General features: G+C 46.0%; 17 protein-coding genes. All 17 read right to left on the bottom strand.

What is annotated here, in order from left to right; translation table 11 throughout:
* Entirely contained in the window at positions 1 to 1,281 is a 1,281-nt protein-coding gene (gene yfmF / locus ACFSVM_RS06810; protein WP_076311093.1) for an EF-P 5-aminopentanol modification-associated protein YfmF, read from the bottom strand.
* A 176-nt stretch (positions 1,282 to 1,457) separates the two neighbouring features.
* The gene (gene sleB, locus ACFSVM_RS06805) at positions 1,458 to 2,312 is read right to left on the bottom strand and encodes a spore cortex-lytic enzyme (RefSeq protein ID WP_076311094.1); all 855 of its coding nucleotides are present in this window, start codon (positions 2,310 to 2,312) and stop codon (positions 1,458 to 1,460) included.
* Between the two features lie 271 nt (positions 2,313 to 2,583).
* On the bottom strand, positions 2,584 to 5,232 hold the full coding sequence (locus ACFSVM_RS06800; RefSeq protein ID WP_379261022.1) for an FtsK/SpoIIIE family DNA translocase: 2,649 nt from the start codon (positions 5,230 to 5,232) through the stop codon (positions 2,584 to 2,586).
* Between the two features lie 89 nt (positions 5,233 to 5,321).
* Entirely contained in the window at positions 5,322 to 5,546 is a 225-nt protein-coding gene (locus ACFSVM_RS06795) for a YlzJ-like family protein (protein ID WP_076311096.1), read from the bottom strand.
* Positions 5,543 to 6,262: a ClpP family protease gene (locus tag ACFSVM_RS06790; protein WP_076312510.1), complete on the bottom strand. Its 720-nt coding sequence runs from the start codon at positions 6,260 to 6,262 to the stop codon at positions 5,543 to 5,545. Before ACFSVM_RS06790 ends, ACFSVM_RS06795 begins: the two co-directional genes overlap by 4 nt.
* A 238-nt stretch (positions 6,263 to 6,500) precedes the next feature.
* On the bottom strand, positions 6,501 to 8,180 hold the full coding sequence (locus ACFSVM_RS06785) for a ribonuclease J (protein WP_076311097.1): 1,680 nt from the start codon (positions 8,178 to 8,180) through the stop codon (positions 6,501 to 6,503).
* Positions 8,181 to 8,576: 396 nt separating this feature from the next.
* The gene (gene dapA, locus ACFSVM_RS06780) at positions 8,577 to 9,464 is read right to left on the bottom strand and encodes a 4-hydroxy-tetrahydrodipicolinate synthase (RefSeq protein WP_379262903.1); all 888 of its coding nucleotides are present in this window, start codon (positions 9,462 to 9,464) and stop codon (positions 8,577 to 8,579) included.
* A gap of 24 nt (positions 9,465 to 9,488) precedes the next feature.
* The gene (gene dapG / locus ACFSVM_RS06775) at positions 9,489 to 10,706 is read right to left on the bottom strand and encodes an aspartate kinase (RefSeq protein WP_076311099.1); all 1,218 of its coding nucleotides are present in this window, start codon (positions 10,704 to 10,706) and stop codon (positions 9,489 to 9,491) included.
* 73 nt (positions 10,707 to 10,779) lie between these two features.
* The gene (locus ACFSVM_RS06770) at positions 10,780 to 11,826 is read right to left on the bottom strand and encodes an aspartate-semialdehyde dehydrogenase (RefSeq protein WP_076311100.1); all 1,047 of its coding nucleotides are present in this window, start codon (positions 11,824 to 11,826) and stop codon (positions 10,780 to 10,782) included.
* 153 nt (positions 11,827 to 11,979) lie between these two features.
* On the bottom strand, positions 11,980 to 12,558 hold the full coding sequence (locus tag ACFSVM_RS06765; RefSeq protein WP_379261018.1) for a dipicolinate synthase subunit B: 579 nt from the start codon (positions 12,556 to 12,558) through the stop codon (positions 11,980 to 11,982).
* Positions 12,559 to 12,577: 19 nt separating this feature from the next.
* A complete protein-coding gene (gene dpsA / locus ACFSVM_RS06760; RefSeq protein WP_379261016.1) occupies positions 12,578 to 13,462 on the bottom strand; it encodes a dipicolinate synthase subunit DpsA in 885 nt (294 codons plus the stop codon).
* Positions 13,463 to 13,606: 144 nt separating this feature from the next.
* Positions 13,607 to 14,026, bottom strand: coding sequence for a dUTP diphosphatase (gene dut, locus ACFSVM_RS06755; protein ID WP_379262901.1), 420 nt, complete (start codon positions 14,024 to 14,026; stop codon positions 13,607 to 13,609).
* A gap of 4 nt (positions 14,027 to 14,030) precedes the next feature.
* A complete protein-coding gene (locus ACFSVM_RS06750; RefSeq protein WP_379262899.1) occupies positions 14,031 to 15,296 on the bottom strand; it encodes a M16 family metallopeptidase in 1,266 nt (421 codons plus the stop codon).
* A gap of 86 nt (positions 15,297 to 15,382) precedes the next feature.
* Complete coding sequence (locus tag ACFSVM_RS06745) at positions 15,383 to 16,372, bottom strand: polysaccharide deacetylase family protein (RefSeq protein ID WP_379261014.1); 990 nt, start codon at positions 16,370 to 16,372, stop codon at positions 15,383 to 15,385.
* A gap of 180 nt (positions 16,373 to 16,552) precedes the next feature.
* Complete coding sequence (gene pnp, locus ACFSVM_RS06740; protein WP_076311106.1) at positions 16,553 to 18,649, bottom strand: polyribonucleotide nucleotidyltransferase; 2,097 nt, start codon at positions 18,647 to 18,649, stop codon at positions 16,553 to 16,555.
* Between the two features lie 206 nt (positions 18,650 to 18,855).
* On the bottom strand, positions 18,856 to 19,125 hold the full coding sequence (rpsO, locus tag ACFSVM_RS06735; RefSeq protein ID WP_076311107.1) for a 30S ribosomal protein S15: 270 nt from the start codon (positions 19,123 to 19,125) through the stop codon (positions 18,856 to 18,858).
* A gap of 153 nt (positions 19,126 to 19,278) precedes the next feature.
* Positions 19,279 to 20,232 (bottom strand): bifunctional riboflavin kinase/FAD synthetase, encoded by a 954-nt coding sequence (locus ACFSVM_RS06730; protein ID WP_379261011.1) that lies wholly within the window; start codon positions 20,230 to 20,232, stop codon positions 19,279 to 19,281.
* Between the last annotated feature and the right edge of the window lie 45 nt (positions 20,233 to 20,277).

The following is a 20,277-nucleotide window of genomic DNA, read 5'->3' as shown; positions in this document are numbered from 1 at the left end:
TCATTCCCCCTTCTGATCTCTCAAGAAATAAATCGTATCCAGCTCAAACGTATCCGCTGCCTTCTGGATATCTGATTTGGATAATGCTTCGATCTGTTCCAGCAGCTCCTGCGTCGTGCGCTCCTTGCCGGATAATACCCGATTAAAATCATACGAGATCATCTCAAACGCAGAATCCTGAATCTCCTTCAGCAAATTACGAATCATTGCCTTGGTCTGATTCAGCTCCAGATCACTGATGACGCCTGCCTTCAGATCAGCAAGCTGCTGATGAATGATCTCGACTGCTTTTTCATAATTCGGAATTTCAATCCCTGACTGAATGGTTGCGATGCCCTTATGACCGTCATATCTAGAGGATGCGTAATACGCCAGGCTGTGCTTCTCACGAACATTTACGAAGAGCTTGGAATGTGGATAACCACCCAATATTCCGTTATAGGTTAATGCTGAAGCGTACTGGTCATCCCCATATGTGATCGAGGTTCGCAGGCCCATATTCAGCTTGCCCTGGCTTACATTCAATTTTTCCACCACGGTCTGAACATCACGGCGATCATGATGACCTGCTTCCGTCTTGTACTCAAATGAATGATCCCGATTCAAATGGAAGTATTTCTGAACAAGGCCCTCTACCTCTTCGAGCGTGGTATCCCCGACAACGTACAAGTCCATTCCAGCATTATTAATCCATTCTTCGTATGAAGAATATAGTGTAGCCGCATTAATCTGATCCAGCTCTGAGCGTTCACCCAGTGGATGCAGCCGGTAAGGTTCATTCTTGCACATCTCTTCTATACAGCGTTCAGCTGCATATCTCATTTTGTCATTCACGATAGATTCGAGACGCTTGCGGACCGTTTCTCGTTCGGCTTGAACATAAGAGGAGCGAAACTTTCCATTTTCTTTGGCTGGACTTGTTACAACCTCACCCAAGAAGGAGAACGAACGATCCAGCAAGCTTTCGCTGCTCTGCACAAAGGAGTCATTAATGGTATCCATACGGAATTGGATAATTTGATGATCCCCTCGTTTATATACATCAAAACCAAAGCCTGCACCATACAGCTCCTCAAGCTGCTCACGGAACTGAATGGTCTCCGGATAGGATTCGGTGCCTCTGCGAAGCACAAAGGGAATAAGCGCTGTGCTGGTAACTGTATTTTCTTTAAGAGGTGTCCCTACGTAGAGGGATATGGCAAACGTCTTAAAACGCTTGGTAGGCAGCACGTGTATGCGAATATGCTGATTGCTGCCACGTTCAAATCCTGCTTTAGTCAAGTTCCAAAACCCCTTTTTCGTTTGTCATAATTTACTTATATCTCATCATTCTAACCTATCTAAAAGCACAGAAGCAACCGGAGGACCTGCCGCCGATTGCCAGAGTGAGCATGTAAGTTAGTTGGCATGAAGGTAGGCTTATATGCTATTCGCCCCAGTCATCCCCATTCTATAACTTACAAACAGAATATATGCTGACCAATTGTTTTCACTTGCTCACGTGTCCAGATCCAAGGTGAGGTCGCTGTTCTAGGATTGAAGTAATACAAGCAGCCTCCGGTTGGATCCCAGCCGTCAATGGCTTGCAATACTGCTTTTCTAGCTTGTTCATTTGGTTCAAGCCAAATTTGTCCGTCAGCAACTGCGGTAAAAGCTCTCGGCTCGAAGATGACGCCTGATGGTGTATCTGGAAATTGAGGAGCCTTCACCCGGTTCAATATAACCGCAGCCACCGCGACTTGTCCTTCAAAAGGCTCGCCACGCGCTTCTCCGTATACGGCATTCGCCATCAGCTTGATCTCATTCTCGGTTAAGCCGAGTGAGTTGTTGCTGCCCATGCTGTCATCACTGTCGCCTGTTTTATTTCCTTGACCTGTGTTTCCTCCGCCTTGTCCTCCACCGCCAGCGTATGCTAGCCCTGGGCCAGGCTCAGTTGGACGCCAATCCTTCGTTGCGTTATACAGCTTCAGCTTCGTACTCGCTCCCACGATTCCATCCGCCTTCATTCCGAATTCGGATTGGAACCATTTCACCGAGCCCAACGTTTTTGTACCGAAATGGCTGTCTACTTTACCATAGTAATAACCTAAATATTTGAGGCGGCCCTGAAGCTCATATACATCCTTTCCGGACGAGCCGTATCTGACTTCATTCTGACTAAACGTAGGAATAGCCTCGGCTTCCTGAAGTTGTTGCTCGATACTGGATTCAGCTTGCGACACTTCATGATGATCTGTCTTTAGCAGAACACGATATGAAGTCGCTGAGATCAAGATGATGCCGGCAAGAATCCATAGATTGATTTTTCGCATGAGTAGGATCTACCTTTCTTTAATGTTCTCTTGAGAATCAATTTCATTTTACCTTTTCATGATTTATGAAATTGATTCGATGGCTACAATTATTATGTTTAGCAGTTATTGTTCCTATGCACTAACCATAGATATCGAGAACTTGTAAAAGGCTGGTAATCGTGATCTCCTCATTTTCGTTCTATATAATAAAAGACCTCTTATCCCTAGTTAAAGAGTAAGAGGCCCTGCACTAATCCAAACATTGCTGAGAGAGCATCATCTGATTAATTTATGAGCTGATTTTGTTAGCTTGGTATTGCTCTAGCGATACAAGGACTTCCCTCGGCTTGCTGCCTTCGTACGGTCCGATAATCCCTCTGGCCTCCATCGAGTCAATTAGTCTGGCAGCACGCGTGTAGCCTACCCTCATTCGACGCTGCAGTAAGGAAACCGAGGCTTGCTTAGCTTCAAGAATGATTTGGACAGCCTGCTCATATAATTCATCCTGTACTTCATCTGCCTGTTGAACCGAATCATCGATCTCTGGTACAAGCGATTCGTCGTATTCTGCGTCAGCCTGATTGCTGACATAGCTTACGATGTTCTCCACCTCTTGATCGCTCATAAATGCACCCTGAACTCGAACCGGCTTAGAAGAACCCATAGGCATAAACAGCATATCTCCCCGTCCGAGCAGCTTCTCGGCTCCGCCCATATCAAGAATGGTTCTTGAGTCGACTTGAGAGGATACACCGAAGGCGATGCGCGAAGGAATATTGGCCTTGATCACACCCGTGATGACATCAACAGATGGCCTTTGCGTCGCTATAATCAGGTGAATACCTGCTGCACGAGCCATCTGTGCAAGTCGTGCAATGGCATCCTCGACATCATTAGCGGCAACCATCATGAGATCTGCAAGCTCATCGACGATCACGACGATGTAAGGCAGCACAGCATCAGGGTTGTCCTTCATCAGATTGTTATACCCTTCGACATTACGTGTACCCGACTTCGAGAAGAGTTCATATCGTTTCTCCATCTCGACAACAATCTTCTTCAGTGCGAGAGAAGCGCGTTTGGGATCGGTGACGACAGGTGCAAGCAAATGAGGAATGCCATTGTACACATTCAGCTCCACCATCTTCGGATCGACCATGAGAAACTTCACTTCCGTAGGCTTGGCCTTATACAGAATACTCGTAATGATTCCGTTAATACATACCGATTTACCTGAACCGGTTGCACCAGCGACCAGCAAGTGGGGCATACGGGCCAGGTTTCCAACAATCGTCTGTCCTGAGATGTCTCGGCCAAAAGCAATCGACAATTTTGATTCAGCATCCTGGAAAGTAGACGTCTCCATGACTTCCCGCATCGTGACTACCGATACTTCACTGTTAGGCACTTCAATACCTATTGCCGATTTGCCCGGGATCGGTGCCTCCATCCGAATGTCCTTAGCTGCGAGTGCGAGTGCGATATCATCTGTCAAGCTGACGATCCGGCTGACTTTAACACCGATATCCGGCTGAATCTCATATCTTGTCACAGCTGGACCTCGAACAACCTCAAGCACTTTGGCTCTGACACCAAAGCTTTCCAGCGTTGCTTCCAGCTTCCTCGCTGTCTGTTTGTAGTCGTTCTGATCTCCGCCCTTACCACCGCCATTTGGTTTACCAAGCAATCGAAAAGGGGGCAGCTTGTATGGCTTCGGCGGCTTAGCAGGAGGTTTCTGTTCCCCCGCTTCTCCTGCTGCTGACGGAGTAGAATTCAACTGTTCATTTCCACTATCACTTATCAATTCCGCATGGCCTTCAGCTGCATCCGTCATTAATTCCTCTGTCAATGGGATTTCTTCACGCCCAGAGTCCTTCGCCTCATAAGCATCATCCAGATCCTCCTCTAATACGGAACCTTCACTGCGGACATTTTCGAAGAAATCTCGAATGATAGGCGATTGAGGGCTTGTTCGATCTAACTGAGGAGTCAGATCCTGATCATTGTCCGACGCATCCTCATGCCACACTTGCTGAGAGCGGCTGGCAGGAGCTGAGGATTTACCGTATATAATTGCCCCTTCTCCATTAAGCTCCTCCTCATCATCGTGAGCTGACAAGGCAGCATTGGCATTGTTCTTCGTGCCGTTTCCTTGTCCAAACAATTGGAATAACAAAGGAACCTTTTTTCGGGAAGGAGATATGAACTCCTCCTCTTCATCCTCCACTTCCTCATGAGCTGGAACAGCCTTCGTCTTCTGTTTCGTTTGCTTCGTTTTGTGACGTACCGCTGTCTTCTTGGACGAGCTCCAGTTCTGGATCAGGGATTTCCCTGCGCGGAGAACCCGCGTTCTGAATATACGAATCAGATCGACATAGGATAAGTTCGTTATCAACATGAAGCTGATGATGAACATAACAATCATCATGAGATTCGCTCCCATGCTTCCGAACAGCCATAGCAGTGCTGCATATTCCACTGCACCTGTGTATCCGCCGCTGATGTCTTTACCAAGCATCGAAGTGTTGCTCGCTTCAGCAGGCCTTAACAGCTCTGTCTGCAAATCGATATGTATTTGAGACATCACACCGCCAGGATTCAATTCACCTATAGGACTCAGCTTCTGCTCCATGGCCGATATTGTGCTCATTAACGTCAATGCAAGAACTAACAATAGAACTCCACTTTTACGATGATTCCACCCTGATGGCCATTTACGATGAATCATCACCATTAATCCGTAATAGATACCAATTAAGGGGATGATGAAGTAAAACTTGCCGAGCAGAAGTCCAAACATTTTGGACAAGGATCGTCCTACAGTGGCTTCACCCGATAGAGCGATAACCGACAGGGTAATCAATATGATCCCATAAATCTCATATTTAAGAACCCCGCCAAGAGCTGCTCTCTTTTTCTTTTTCTTTCTTCTGGCCAAAAAGGTCACCTCCAGAAGAATATTATACCATAAGTCTACATCCGCACATATGTTCTTTTTCGTCGAATCTTGACCACAAGGACGTATGTTTAACTTTGAGCAGAGTTAAGCGAAATTTCACGCCCTGGCGTATAAGCGGAATCCAGATAATCATACAAGCTGCCATTGATCAGCCTTACGATGATCCCCGACCTTTCGTTAACAGGCATGATCTGCAACAATCGGCCTTCGATCTGCATTTCTAATAATGGAGGCTGTTCTTTCCACATTCCTTCAAAAATCTGTTCACCGGACATGATCGTATAAAGGGTCATTGTGTCATCCCTCCAGGAGAAGCGGCAGCCCTCATATCCTTTCTCGACAGGATCAGCTTATTCAGCTGAGCGATGGCTTCACCAATTCCGCCTACTGCATCCATCAGGCCATATTGAACCGCATCATTTCCACCTACCGCTGTACCGATATCTCGATTCAATTCCCCCTGCTTAAACATTAGTTCTTTGAAGTGCTCCTCCGTAATACGGGAGTGAGAGGTTACAAATCGCACAACCCGCTCCTGCATTTTCTCAATGTACTCAAAGGTCTGCGGGACCCCAATAAACAACCCGTTCATACGCACCGGGTGAATGGTCATTGTGGCACTCTCCGCAATAATGGAATACGTACTGCTGACAGCTATTGGCACCCCAATGCTATGACCTCCCCCGATGACAACAGTAACCGTTGGCTTGGACATGGAAGCAATCATTTCTGCGATTGCAAGCCCTGCTTCCACATCACCGCCGACCGTATTTAATATAATCAGAATGCCTTCAATTCGCGGATTTTGCTCTGCCGCAACCAGCTGTGGGATGAGATGCTCATATTTTGTTGTTTTATTTTGGGGAGGCAAGATAAGATGCCCTTCGATTTGACCAATAATCGTCATACAGAAGATATTAGATTCTCCAGAAGGAACGGTAGTCTGTCCCAGCTCTTGAATCGTATTAACAACAGGATTAGATTTGGGCTGCTGCTCCGGCGGCAGCATTGGGGTCTCGTTCTTTGCACCTTCGCCTTTATCTTTGCCGATTAACGGATTTGTCACATCAACACTTCCTTTGAAAGTTTTGTCTTCAATATCTGGGTTAGTATGACAATTCCACAATGAATCTTATACACATGAAAAGACACGAAAAAGCCTCTTCCTCGCTAACAGGGAACCGTCCAATATTACCTGTCAGCTTAGAAGAGGCGACTGTGTGCCTTCGTTTGAAGTTATTGGTTTACTATACTTCCATAATGATTGGCAAAATCATAGGGCGACGGCGCGTTTGCTCATACAAGAAACGTCCGAGCGCGTCTTTGACATTGGTTTTGAGCGATGCCCATTCATTGACATTCTCACTCATAAGCTTCTGAAGTGTACTTGTTACAATACGATTCGCTTCATCCAACAAGCCCTCGGATTCACGAACATACACGAATCCTCTGGAGATGATGTCAGGACCGGAAACGATCTTACCATCCTGCTTGCTAAGCGTAACGACAACAACAAGAATTCCGTCTTGTGAGAGCAGCTTGCGATCACGCAGTACGATATTTCCTACGTCGCCTACTCCAAGACCATCAATTAATACATTTCCGGAAGATACCTTGCCCGCTCTGCGAGCAGCTCCGCCCTGAATCTCAACTACTTCACCAACATCGGTAATGAAGATGTTATCTGAATCAATGCCGACAGACTCTGCCAGCAGTGCATGACGACGCTGCATTCTAAACTCACCGTGAATCGGAATGAAATATTTCGGTTTCATCAGATTCAGCATGAGCTTCAATTCCTCTTGACTGCCGTGACCGGAAACGTGTACGCCAGAGTTAGCTCCGCTGTAGTGAACCTCAGCTCCAAGTCTGAACAACTCGTCTATTGTGCGCCCTACGTATTTCTCGTTACCTGGAACTGGTGTTGCCGCAATGATAACTGTGTCTCCTGGCAGGATATCCACTTTGCGGTGAGTTGAGCGAGCCATGCGAGTAAGCGCAGACATCGGTTCTCCTTGGGAGCCTGTGCACAAGATTACAACGCGGTCTGCTGCCATCTTGCCTACTTCTTCCGGCTCAATAATCATGCCGTCAGGAATATCCAGATAACCAAGATCGGATGCAATACCTACTACATTTACCATGCTTCTCCCGATTACGGTTACTTTGCGTCCCGTAGTTTCAGCAGCGTTAATGACTTGCTGGATCCGGTGCACGTTGGATGCGAAGGTCGCAACAACGACACGCTGGCTTGCCTTACGGAAAATATCCTCCATAACGACACCCACATTTTTCTCAGAAGGGGTAAATCCTGGCTTCTCTGCGTTTGTACTGTCTGATAACAATGCCAGTACACCTTTGGAACCGATTTCTGCCATACGCTGAAGATCTGCATACTGACCATTGACTGGAGTATGATCAAATTTGAAGTCTCCCGTATGTACGACGACACCTTCTGGAGTCTCGACGCACACACCTACAGAATCAGGAATACTGTGGTTTGTCTTGAAGAAATTAACCTTAAGGCTGTTGCCAAGCTGTATTTCAGAATCCTCGTTAATGAGAATCCGCTTCGTTTCGCCAAGCAAATTAGCTTCCTTCAGCTTATTTTCTACGAGTCCGAGTGTAAGCTTCGTTCCATATACTGGTACATTTAGATGTTTGAGTACATAAGGCAATCCGCCAATATGGTCTTCATGTCCGTGTGTCAGTACAATCCCTTTTACTTTATCTCGATTTTCAGTTAAGTAGGAAATATCTGGAATGACGATATCAATGCCAAGCATATCCTCTTCTGGGAATTTTAAACCCGCATCTACGACTACAATGTCATTACCGTACTGAACAACATACATGTTCTTACCGATTTCACCGACGCCGCCCAATGCGAAAATCATCAATTTATCGTTGTTATTTTTTTTTGACAAAAGAATCTGAACCTCCTATGGTAGTTGGACGTCGTACCTTAATGATATTATTATTATTTTATTCAAAGAAACCTATAGCTTCTCAGCCGAAGTTCCCACACACTTTGCTGTTAAACAATCTATTTCAAAAATATACCGCACCCAGTCACTTGACATCATTATACATGATTAAAAACTGAAAAAACAAGTCAGTCACGTTTTGTAAGGTTTAGTTTCTCCATTTCATATAAAAACAAACGAGCTCCTCTTCCTTAAACAGCGCATCTTAAGTATATTAAGCCCCTTGGTTACCGCTCAAAGAACATGTCTGTTCCATACAAAAAAACCTCGTACTCAATCTATCTGAGTACGAGGGTTTGACAATACATAATCCAAATTAGTTTCCAGTTAAATGAACTAAGAAATGGTGCCGATTAATTGACGGATAAATTCTTTCTCCTGCTCCGTTGGAGGTACCAGAGGCAGTCTAACGGTGCCTACTGAATAACCTCTCAGTGCAAGCGCATATTTGACTGCAACCGGATTAGGGACCGGATGAGGCGCTTCAAATAAGCCCTTGAAGACAGGTAATAATCTATGATTGATCGAAGCGGCCTTCGAAACATCACCACTAACATAGGCATGAATCATTTCCTTCATTGACGCACCTACGATATGACCGGCTACACTAACAATACCGTATCCACCCACAGCTAGTGCCGGAAGCACTGAAGAATCATCGCCTGAATAGACTTTGAAGCCCTCAGGTGCAGCTCCTGAAATCTGTGCCACCTGTTCAATGGATGCACATTCCTTAGTCGCCACAATATTATCGATCGCTGCAAGCCGAAGTGTTGTCTCCACAGACAAGCAGGCTCCTGTTCGTCCAGGAACGTTATACAGCATTACAGGAAGGGAGGTCGCCTTCGCGATTGCAGAAAAATGCTGGTACATCCCTTCTTGGTTCGGTTTGTTGTAATAAGGAACAACCAAGAGCACTCCATCTACACCGGCTTTCTCCGCCTCACGGGTAAGCTGGATGGAATGGTGCGTGCTGTTGCTGCCTGTACCGGCGATAATCTTGGCCCGCCCTGCCGCATGCTTAACAACAAATTCAAACAACTGCACTTTTTCAGCGTCGGTTAATGTCGGTGATTCACCTGTTGTGCCTGCAATAACCAGTGTATCAGTTTGTTGAACATCAATTAAGTAATCGATTAGTCTGGAGGTTTCTTCCCAATGGATACTGCCTTCATCGTTAAAAGGGGTAACCATTGCTGTAATAAGTCTTCCGAATTCCACGATTGTATCCTCCTTGCACTCTCGTCTCTAGCGATGAAGTTCAAATTTGGAATGAAGTGCACGAAGCGCTCCCACCATATCTTCCTTCTTGACAAGTACCCAAATCGTTGTATTGGAGTCCGCTGACTGCAATATCTCGATATCTGCCTCTGCGAGTGATTCTACAATTCTAGCCATAATTCCAGGAACCCCATTAATTCCTCCACCAATGACAGAGACCTTAGCGCAGCCTGACAAGCTTCTTGGCTTAAGATCCATATCTTGAAGAATACGAATTGCCTTCTCCGAGTCATGATCAAACACAGTATAAACAGCTCCAGAAGGAGATACATTAATAAAATCAACACTGATTCCATTCTCAGCCATCGCTTTGAATACCTTCAGCTGAAGTTTACCAACTTCTTTGTCTGCCTCTACCATAATTTGCGTGACATTATTCACATAGGCAATTCCAGTGACGAATCGGTCTACAATTCCTGACTGTACATCCTTAATCCCTTCAGGATGTGTAATCAATGTTCCTTCCCCATCACCGAATGTCGATCTGACACGCACCGGAATCTGTGCCTGCATCGCGATCTCCACTGCACGAGGATGAATCACCTTCGCACCTTGGTGAGCCATATTGCTGATCTCTGCATAGCCAACATAGAGAAGCGGCTTCGCGTCTTCAACAATTCTCGGATCTGCGGTAAGAATCCCATCCACATCTGTATAGATATCGACCATATCAGCGTGCAGTGCGGCACCAAGCGCTGTAGCTGAAGTATCACTGCCACCGCGGCCGAGTGTTGTGATGTCACCCTTTTCATCAGCGCCCTGGAATCCAGCCACAATGACAACTTGGTGTGTCTTGAGTTCTTCCAGAATGCGTTCCGGCTTCACAGCAAGAATCCGCGCATTACCAAACTGATCGTCAGTTAATATGCCAGCCTGACCACCTGTCAGTACGGTCGCTGTTATTCCTTCATGTTCAACTAAGCTAGTGAGCGTAGCTGCTGAAATCAGCTCACCACAGGATAGCAGAATATCTTTTTCACGCGCCGGCAGCGCATTTCCATTCTGAACAATCCAGTCCAGAAGTGTATCCGTAGCATAAGGTTCGCCTCTGCGACCCATCGCAGAGACGACCACTACGAGCGAGTGTCCGGCAGCAATTTCACGTTTCATATGACCAAGGACACGTTCGCGTGCCGCCGGTGTTGACAGGGATGTTCCCCCAAATTTTTGCACTAAAATACCCATGCATGTATTCCTCCATTTGTAAATCAAGAAGACTTAAGCTGAAAGAAAGTAGCAAAACAAATGGAATGAAAACTTAGGCGTTGCTTAAGCGTTCAGATGCGATAATTTCGGCAATTTGCACAGCGTTCCATGCAGCGCCTTTTTGAAGATTATCCGATACAATCCACATATTCAGTCCTTTTTCATTCCCCAAGTCACGACGAAGACGGCCTACAAACACATCGGGTTTGCCAGCTGCATCTGTCGCAAGCGGATACTGCTGATTAGCCGGGTCATCTACTAGAGTGACTCCAGGAGCTTCAGCCAGCAGTGCTTTTACTTCTTCTAGATCATAATTTTCTTTAAGCTCTACATATACGGATTCGGAGTGACCATAGATAACCGGGATACGTACACATGTTGCAGTAACCCCAAGGGTGTCATCCGACATGATTTTTTTGGTTTCGCGAACCATTTTCATTTCCTCTAATGTATAGCCGTTATCTTGAAACTTATCAATTTGTGGAATCGCATTAAAAGCAATTTGATGCTTCACTGGAAGCGATCCTACCGGAAGGATATCCGGATTAACCTCTTCACCGGATAATACAGCCTTCGATTGGCGAAGCATCTCATCAATGGCACGGCTGCCGGCACCCGATACAGCTTGGTATGTGGATACAATAATCTTAGAAATACCATAGCGGTCATACAGCGGCTTAAGCGCAGCTACCATTTGAATTGTGGAGCAGTTCGGATTTGCAATAATGCCATTGTGCTCGCTGATCTTCTCTTTGTTAACTTCAGGTACAACCAGCGGTGTATTCTCATCCATACGGAAAGCATTGGTGTTATCGATACAAACTGCACCATGACGAACAGCATGAGGAGCAAGCTCCTTACTTACATCACCGCCCGCACTAAAGAGTGCAATTTCGATTCCTTCAAAACTTTCAGGGGTTGCTTCTTCTACTGTAATGTCTTGGCCTCTAAAGTTAATCGTGGAGCCAGCAGAGCGCTTGGAAGACAACAGCTTAAGCTTATTTATCGGAAAATCTCTCTTCTCGAGTAGACCGATAATTTGTTCTCCTACTGCTCCCGTCGCACCCACAACAGCCACATTAAACTTCTGATTGCTCATTATAGTGTATCTCCCCTTTAATTACTGACAAACGAAAGTGATATATTATGACTCTTTCTTCATCAGCCGGATTTCCCGGTATATTTACACCCCGAAAAAGGCATCTTGCGATACCTCTCGTTCGTGAAGTGAATTAACATAACGCTAGTCGCTTCACATAAGGATCGGCTGCATTTGTTTTCCTTCAAGTGCTGCATAAGCTGCTTCAGGGATCAAATGCATCTTAGCGACGAGCGAATTTGGTTTCGCTTGTGGATTATCCTGGCCAAATGGCACAAAATAAATATATTTGGCAACAAGTAATTTAGCAATATTCGCTGCATTCAAACCAAGTCCATCATTTGTTGAGATTGCAAGAACGACCGGGCGCTGATTGCGCATTTGAGATTTGGCAGCCATAAGCACGGGGCTATCCGTCATCGCATTAGCAAGCTTGCTGGTCGTATTTCCTGTACAAGGAGCAATAACCAATACATCAAGCCTTTTGGACGGTCCCAGAGGCTCGGCTTCAACAATTGAAGAAATGATATCATTACCTGTTATATCTTTCAACTGTTTTTGCCAACTTTCGGACGTTCCGAACCGGGTATCCGTTGTCAGCACCGAATTTGATATAATAGGCACGACGTCGGCACCTTCGTCTTTAAACCGCTTAACGACCGGCATGACCTCTTCAAAAGTACAATGTGAACCTGTAATCGCATAACCAACCGTTTTTCCCTGCCAATTCATAACCTGATTCCTCCGTTCATTATTGATCACAAAGCAGCAAACTGACGATCGAATTTGCGATAATCTCACCAGCTGTTTTGGGAGCGACAATGCCAGGGAGCCCGGGAGCGAGCATCGCTTTGATTCCGCGCTTCTCCGCATAACGGAAATCGGTCCCTCCAGGCGCTGAGGCCAGATCAATAATAAACGATTTAGGTTTCATTTTGGACAGGATTTGTGCTGTGATAATCATAGACGGTATCGTATTAAAAATCAAGTCGGCCTCCCCGGCATAATTCGCTAAATCCCTTGTCAGGAAAGGCTTTAGGCCCATCACCGACGCTCTGGCTGCATCTTCCTCACGTCTTACGCTTACCCTTACATCGGCACCGAGTCCCTGCAATGTTTTAGCCATGGTAAATCCCGTACGTCCCATACCGAGCACCAGAGCTACCGAATTGTGAATCGTAAAATCTGTATTCTGAATCGCAATCATGATTGCGCCTTCTGCTGTTGGAATTGAATTATGAATGGCGACATCATCCCGTTCTAGCAGTTCTACCAGACGCAGATTATGAGTACTGCACAGCTCCTTCAAATACGGCTTTGCTATTCCTGTATAGACCGAACTATGTACAGGAAGTGCTCCTGCCAGTTCAGGTGTTAATTGAAGAACGGTTCCCTCTGTCGCATATTTTGCTTGAATATACCCCTCATCATCACAGCCGACTACGGGCAGTATGACAACATCTGCTGAAGTGAGGAGATGCTCACTCAGTTCTTCCTTTACCGCTCCATCAGGGATGTGCTGGAGGGTATCAAAACCTACAATACTAACCGACGCATCAAGCTCAGCGCAGCGACGAATGACCTCTAGCTGACGTGCATCTCCGCCTAGAACGACGATCCGTAATCCGGTCAACATCAGGATGTCACTCCTTTCCACGACTTTACGCTGTCATCTTATGCCGTGAAGTTTGCCCTGGTGATTCGAAAGCCAGGATTTTGTAAAATCCTTAAATATAAAAAAGCCGCTCTCAGAAAGAGCGGCTGCGCAATTCACTTTATTTTATTTACCTGTATGACCAAATCCGCCTGCGCCGCGCACCGTTTCAGACAGCTCGGAAACCTCGGCAATGATAACTTGAGGCACGGCCTGAATGACCATTTGAGCTACTCTTTCTCCACGTGCAATCGCGAAAGGCTCATTACCAAGGTTGATAAGAAGAACCTTCACTTCTCCCCGATAATCAGCATCAATCGTTCCAGGTGTATTAAGACAGGTTATCCCGTGCTTGAAGGCCAGCCCGCTTCTAGGCCGAATCTGTGCTTCATAGCCTGCAGGAATTGCCATCGCAAATCCCGTAGGAATTAATGCTCTTTCTCCCGGCTTCAGCACCGTCTCCGCATCAACTGCGGCATATAAATCAAACCCGGCAGCCAGCTCAGACATTTGCATCGGAAGCGGAATGTCCTCGGTTCCAGGCATTTTTTTAATTTGTACGTGTATTGACAAAATCGTCCCTCCTAAGTGATGCAATCGCACGATCTGAGGCTCCTACCATAGCAAGCGCATACGGCTGTGCGAACATTCGATCAAGCACAGCATTCACATCATCCATTGTAACCCGTTCAATTTTGGCGATAATCTCATCAAGCGTTTGATGCTTACCTACCATCAGTTCATTCTTACCGTTTCGATTCATACGGCTTCCGGTACCTTCCAGACTTAAAATAAGACTGCCTTTCAGTTGTTCCTTCCCTTTGCGCAGCTCATCCTCAGTAAGTCCATTCTCAGCCAGATCCTGTAAAATTCCACTTGTCAGGTCCATGACTTCCTTCGTTTGCTTAGGTGCTGTACCCGCATAGATAGTGAACAGCCCACTATCCGCATGAGCACTATGATACGAATAAACGGAGTAAGCGAGGCCGCGCTTCTCCCGAATCTCTTGAAACAGCCGCGAACTCATTCCGCCGCCGATCGCATTGTTAATGAGCACCATGGCGTACTGCTTGTCATCATGGATTGAACATCCGGGAAAGGCCAGACAAATATGATTCTGCTCTGTTTTCTTTTTGTGAAACAGCAGATTGCCTTTGAAATCAGGAGCCTTAATACCAGACCGATTCGCCGGGCTATGTACATTAAATGAACCAAAGTACTTCTCAAGCAGCTCAATCGTACTGTCCTCGTCAATATTTCCAGCTAAACTAATGACGGTGTTCTCGATCGTGTACTGCTCGTTCATATAGGAGCGCAGGCTGAACTCGTTCATCGTGCTCAGCTTCTCTTCCGTACCTAATATCGGATAAGCTAAAGGATGCTCTCCATAAGCAGCCAGGGAGATCAGATCATGCACCATGTCATCCGGTGTATCCTCATACATGGAAATCTCTTCAAGGATAACGTTCTTCTCCTTAACGAGCTCTTCACTATCAAATTTGGAGTGGAAGAACATATCTGACAATACATCAACAGCGATAGGCAAATGCTCATCCAATACTTTAGCATAATAGCAGGTGTACTCCTTGGATGTGAACGCATTGACATTGCCGCCGATGGCATCAAACTGCTCTGCTATATCCTTCGCATCAAAACGATCTGTTCCTTTAAACAGCATATGCTCGATAAAGTGTGACACTCCATTTATTGAATCATCCTCATTGCGAGAACCTGTCTTCACCCATATACCGAAGGATACCGATCGGCTGGTCGGAATCTGCTCCATGACCACTCTTAGGCCATTACTAAGTATCATTTTTTTCACGATTGGCCCTCCATTGCTTTGTCTTGAATATGATTAACGATCGACAGCATTAATCCTACCAAAAAAAACGGCTTCACTCAACTTTCCGGTACATCGAGTCTCTCCGAGGACAAGGTCTCGCTAACCGTACCCAGCTTGATTCCTTTCTTCGTTATCCCTTCGATCATCCCTCGCATCGCCCCGGCTGAGGAGGCTGTCGGATGCATCAGGATAAGCGAGCCTGGCTCAACCCCTTTGGTAATCTTGGCTACCACACTGTCTGGACTTGGCTTCTTCCAGTCTACAGTATCTATCGTCCACAAGACGGTCTTCAAGCCCTGCTGTCTTGCGAGTTCCACCGTCTCCTGATCATAATCTCCGGAAGGTGGAGCAAACCATTTGTTCTCCACACCAAGCATTTCTTTTAATAATGACTTTGTCTTAGATATTTCAAGCGTAGCCCTCTCTGTCGTAAGCTGACTCATGTTCGGGTGAGAATAGGCATGATTCTCCAGTTCATGACCTCTCTTCTGTATCTCCTTGGCCATTTGCTCGTTCTTCTTCAGCCAGCTTCCATCGAGAAAAAAAGTCGCCTTTATCTTATATTCATCAAGGATATCCAGCATTGGAACGATATACTCGTTTCCCCATGCGACGTTTATCATGAAGGAAGCCATCTTCTTCTCGGGATTTCCACGATAAATCGGCTGTGCTCCCAGATCATCGAGTGTTACTTTTGGTGGTATTTGCTTATAGACTAATGGAATAGAAGCTCCATTGGGATTCGAACGTGCCTGAAGGTATGTTGCCTGAACATCCACTTCCATTCCGTTATATCCAGGAATGGCCTTCCAGACCCGATCAACCTTGGCATCAATAGGTTCCACCTTGTACTCTTCTGCCTTATCCTCAATCTGCCTTTTCAGCTCATCCTCAGGGACCGCATTCACGTACATATCGAAAGCGTCCTCTGTATTTACATTCCGATCCAGTGGGAAATGATTCGTAATGCCCGTGGCTTGTCCAATAGTCACTGCAGCTAGCGTACTAGCGATGACGACAGCCCATTTTTTCTGTTGCGTCTTCACACCTCTAACCTCCCGCCCCTCGTTTGTCCCATTTTATGACGGCAGCGGTTCCAATATGTACAAAAAAACGCCGGAAAGGCGTTCGGTATAAATCTATTTTTAAATATGTGATTGTAGTTCCCATGCATCAAAAAAAGAGCCAGAATTCGAGTTCTGTCTCTCTTTAAGAGCAATTAGATGTTAGGCTTTCGTTTCAGCTGTCAGTACTGCTTTGCGCGAAAGATTAATACGACCTTGCTGATCGATCTCCGTTACTTTAACAGTGATGGAATCACCCACAGCAACGACATCTTCCACCTTGGCAACACGATCAGTCGATAGCTGGGAAATGTGAACAAGTCCCTCTTTGTTAGGGAGTACTTCAACAAATGCACCAAACTTCTCAACACGTTTGACTTTACCAACATAGATCTCGCCTACAACGACTTCACGAACAATGCCCTCAATAATCGCGCGGGCTTTATCGTTCATCTCTTGATCAGCAGAAGAAATGAAGACACGACCGTCCTGCTCGATGTCAATCTTAACACCTGTCTCTTCAATAATCTTGTTGATTACTTTACCGCCTGCACCGATCACATCACGGATCTTGTCCGGATTAATGTACATCGTCAGAATTTTAGGAGCATATTGAGAAAGTGTCTCTCTAGGTGCTTGGATGGCCTCCATCATTTTACCTAGAATATGCATCCGTCCTTCTCTAGCTTGCGTAAGCGCGTCAGACAAAATGCTGCGGTCGATACCATCAATCTTAATATCCATTTGAATCGCAGTTACACCTTCAGCTGTACCCGCAACCTTAAAGTCCATATCACCCAGGTGATCTTCCATGCCTTGAATATCGGTAAGAATGGATACATGCTCTCCATCTTTAATTAGACCCATAGCTACACCCGCAACTGGAGCTTTGATCGGTACACCTGCATCCATCATGGCAAGCGTAGATGCACAAATACTTGCTTGGGAAGTCGAACCGTTAGATTCAATAACTTCGGATACAAGTCGGATCGTGTACGGGAATTCCGATTCTGGCGGAATGACTTTGGAGAGAGCTCGCTCACCAAGCGCACCATGACCAATCTCACGACGACCCGGAGGACGAAGCGGTCTTGCTTCTCCTACGCTGAACGGAGGGAAGTTGTAATGATGCATAAAGCGTTTAGTCTCTTCCGGATCAATTCCGTCCAGAATTTGAACATCTCCAAGCGCTCCAAGCGTACATACACTAAGTGCTTGAGTCTGCCCGCGAGTAAACAGTCCAGATCCATGCGTACGAGGCAAGAGGCTTGTATCGCAGTCGATCGGACGAATCTCAGCCAGTGCTCGTCCATCTGGGCGAACCTTATCGTGTGTAATCAGACGACGAACTTCTTCCTTAACGATGTCGTGAAGAATTTCTTTCACGTCTTTAAGCAGTTCCGGAGTTTCTATGTACTTCTCTTCAAAGAAAGCAACCGTTTCATCGTTAATGGCATCAATCGCATCCTGTCTTGCATGCTTCTCTTCGATACGAACTGCTTCAACCAGACGGCTTGCAGCATAATCGCGTACTTCTTTGTTTACCGTTTCATCAACGGCATGCAGCTTGACCTGCATTTTTTCTTTGCCCGCCATCGCAGTAAGCTGCTCAATGACAGCAACAATATTTTTGATCTCTTCATGACCAAACATGATGGCTTCGAGCATAACCTCTTCAGGCACTTCGTTCGCTTCAGCTTCAACCATCATAATAGCATCCTTCGTTCCCGATACGACTACATAGATGTCGCTGGCTTCCTGCTGCTGAATGTCAGGGTTAATAACGAACTCGCCGTTTACACGACCTACAGCGACGCCTCCAATTGGACCGTTAAACGGAACATCAGAAATACTAAGTGCTGCAGAAGTACCGATCATCGCTGTGATTTCAGGTTCACAATCCTGATCCACACTCATAACAAGGTTCAGAACCTGAACATCATTACGGAACCCTTCCGGAAATAGCGGACGGATTGGACGGTCAGTCAGACGGCTTGCAAGAATTGCTTTCTCACTAGGTCTTCCTTCTCTTTTAATAAATCCACCCGGGATTTTACCTACAGCATACAATCTTTCTTCATAGTTGACTGTCAGCGGGAAAAAATCCAAATCCTTCGGTTCACTAGAAGCAGTCACAGTACATAAAATGACAGTGTCACCATAGCGTGCAGTCACAGCAGCATTTGCCTGCTTAGCAAGTCTTCCGGTCTCTAAGACGAGCTTGCGACCACCAAGCATCATTTCAACACGTTGTTCCATGAGATCCCTCCTTATCTTCTCCATTAATATCGTTATATCCAGTATTACCTGCTTGAAGCTGATTCATAAACACCGCATCAGACAATCTTCTAAATTGTCTGCTATGAATAAAAAGAAGCCCAATCTACAAAACAACCCGGCTGCGAGCCCGTACTCTTCATAGAGGACGGGGACAACCAGGCTGTCGTTGTTAGGATATACGATGATTAACGGCGCAATCCAAGCTTCTCGATCAAAGCGCTGTAACGTTTAACGTCTTTGTTCTTCACGTAAGCAAGAAGCTTACGGCGTTGACCTACCATTTTCAAAAGCCCGCGACGGGAATGGTGGTCTTTCTTGTGCGTACGCAAGTGATCAGTCAAGTTCTTGATGTTTTCCGAAAGGATAGCAACCTGCACCTCTGGAGATCCAGTATCGGACTCGTGAGTTTTGTGCTCTTCGATCAATTGTTGTTTACGTTCTTGAGTTAATGCCATCCTGTTCACCTCCTTCAGTATAATCGCCTTTAGCCTCGTTGCGGCCGGTGAGAGCCCTTCAACCAAAGCTAAGGTTATGTTGTTTAATTAACAACGTCTTTCAGTATAACATACTTGCCTATTTCATGTAAATCTAAACTTCCTAATCTGTTACTAGTTTTGAGAATCACCGGTCAGAAGCTGACTTGCCGTCACTGAATCCTGCTTGATCTGGGCGATGAGCGCATCGATTGAAGAAAATTTCTGCTCTGTTCTAAGGAAATGGATAAGCTCCACCTTCAGCTCTTCCCCGTACAAGTCGCCGCTGAAATCGAGCAAATGCACTTCAAAGGATGGCTTGGTACGGTTGTCGTGAAACGTTGGCTTAACTCCAATATTCATAACTCCGGGATGTCTCCTCTTGTTATGTGTCACCCACACCGCATATACCCCTTTTAGTGGGACAACATAATTCTCCGAAGGCTCGACATTGGCCGTAGGGAAGCCAATCGTACGACCGCGCTTCTCTCCATCCATGACAATTCCCGTAAAGGAGTAAGGTCTGCCCAGCATACGAGTAACTTCAGTAATGTTTCCTTCATGAAGTGCTTTTCGAATAAACGAGCTGCTGATCTTATCACCGTCCAGCCTGAGCGGCGGAACCGTAATCACATTCATAGATGGCGCACCCAGTTCTCTTAGCGTATTCTCATCACCTGCGCCCTTGTGGCCAAATCGAAAATCAAAGCCGACAACGGCGGTTTGAACACCCAGCTTGATTAAAAATTGATTCACGAATTGTTCAGGAGACAGGCTCGACAAGGATTCGTTGAATTCCAGAACATACATAACATCGACGTTCATCTCTTCAAGAATGGCCTCTTTTTCTTTCAGCGGGGTTAGATAGCCTTGGTAATCCCCTTTCCGCATGACTTCTTTCGGATGAGGATGAAAGGTCAGTACAGCAGCCTGTATTCCCTGCTCCCGAGAAAGATTCACTGCGGTTTGTATGACACTGGCATGACCGCGATGGAGTCCGTCAAATTGTCCAATCGCAAGCACTTGCGGCTTCGACAGTTCATCCAGAACACCTTCTGCCAGCGGAAAAGATAGCATCTTTCTTATCACAATTATTCACCTGCAATTCCCACGATTTTACAAAAAGCCTATATT

Origin of the sequence: Paenibacillus shunpengii, from assembly GCF_042684905.1 — a bacterium.
GTDB lineage: Bacteria > Bacillota > Bacilli > Paenibacillales > Paenibacillaceae > Paenibacillus > Paenibacillus shunpengii.
The sequence above is the reverse complement of the archived record's forward strand: the minus strand, read 5'-3'. Positions and strand labels throughout refer to the sequence as shown.